Source organism: Candidatus Magnetobacterium casense, from assembly GCF_019173545.1.
Taxonomy (GTDB): domain Bacteria; phylum Nitrospirota; class Thermodesulfovibrionia; order Thermodesulfovibrionales; family Magnetobacteriaceae; genus Magnetobacterium; species Magnetobacterium cryptolimnobacter.
In genome coordinates this window covers 1-1,023 of the sequence record NZ_JABXWD010000798.1, presented here as the reverse complement: position 1 = coordinate 1,023, position 1,023 = coordinate 1, and the positions used below count along the sequence as shown (strand labels likewise).

Here is a 1,023-nt window from a genome sequence, read left to right as displayed (position 1 = left end):
GGCTGCCAACACGAGTCTCAATATCGTAATCAATGTCCTTAATCAACACGCGACTCGGACTGAGAACAAGATTTTGAATCGTAACCGGCGCGTCAACCAGGGTTGAAGGCAACACCAGTCGCACTTGATCTGGTCGATCGGTACCGCCGTAAGTTTGCATAAAGCCGGCCGGACGACCTGTAACGGTGCCTGGTTGTAGACCGTATACAAGATCTCCTGCTTTATACACGCTTGCTGTTGCATCTGCATCGCTACGCTTGAACGTGAGCAAATACCAGTCTTCCTTGTGAAAGACAGGCACCGTGAAACGGGAGACAGAAGCAACAGCTTCCAGAAAAGTCAGATGAACTTGAGCTTGCTCCTGAGCCGATGAATGCAAATGCGATTGCAAAATTTCCCGGTCACCGAAAATTTCTGACCAAAAGGAACCCAACTTGATCAACAAGTCACGTCCCTGTGTCAGATCGTTTTCAGGATATCCAGGTAAGTCGGCCACTACACTCTCCTCAGAAGATTCAGGCGCACGCGCCTATTTTATGCAGGCAGCGCAGGTATGGGTTCAACAGACACGTCAACATCATCAATGTCTGCATAAAACACCGTCGTCCTCGAAGAGACTCCAAATTCCGGCTCGTTCGGTATTTCGATCTTATTCCCATCACGCAAAACAATCAAACTGCCATCCGGTCTTCGAATCTGACAAAGCATGTCAATTGGCGCCACAACCAATGCATCAAGTTCGGAACTCGCATTGTGCGCAGCGTCGTAAATCATGCTGGCTGGAAGCTTTCCAACTTCAAAACCCAATCCATTGATTCGATTCACGATTGCTTGTTTAATCACAGCAGCATCAGGAGCTTCCGTGTCTGCCTTGTATTGCACCGTCAACGTTACAGCCACAAAAGCAGGCACCGGCGCTTTCACCAGATAATCTGCCTGCGGATTACGGCGATCACGGTTGTTTACCAAATTCTGCAAAGTGACAATGCTAGGAAGCGCCATAACTCCAACTTGCACCTCCTG

The 1,023-nt window shown here is 48.9% G+C and carries 2 protein-coding genes; both read right to left on the bottom strand.

From position 1 onward, the window contains the following. Positions 1-496 (bottom strand): hypothetical protein (locus HWQ67_RS19615; RefSeq protein WP_218254382.1); only part of this gene is annotated, 496 nt, incomplete at its 3' end. Between the two features lie 38 nt (positions 497-534). Continuing rightward, a partial coding sequence (locus HWQ67_RS19610) for a hypothetical protein (RefSeq protein WP_218254381.1) occupies positions 535-1,023 on the bottom strand: 489 nt, incomplete at its 5' end.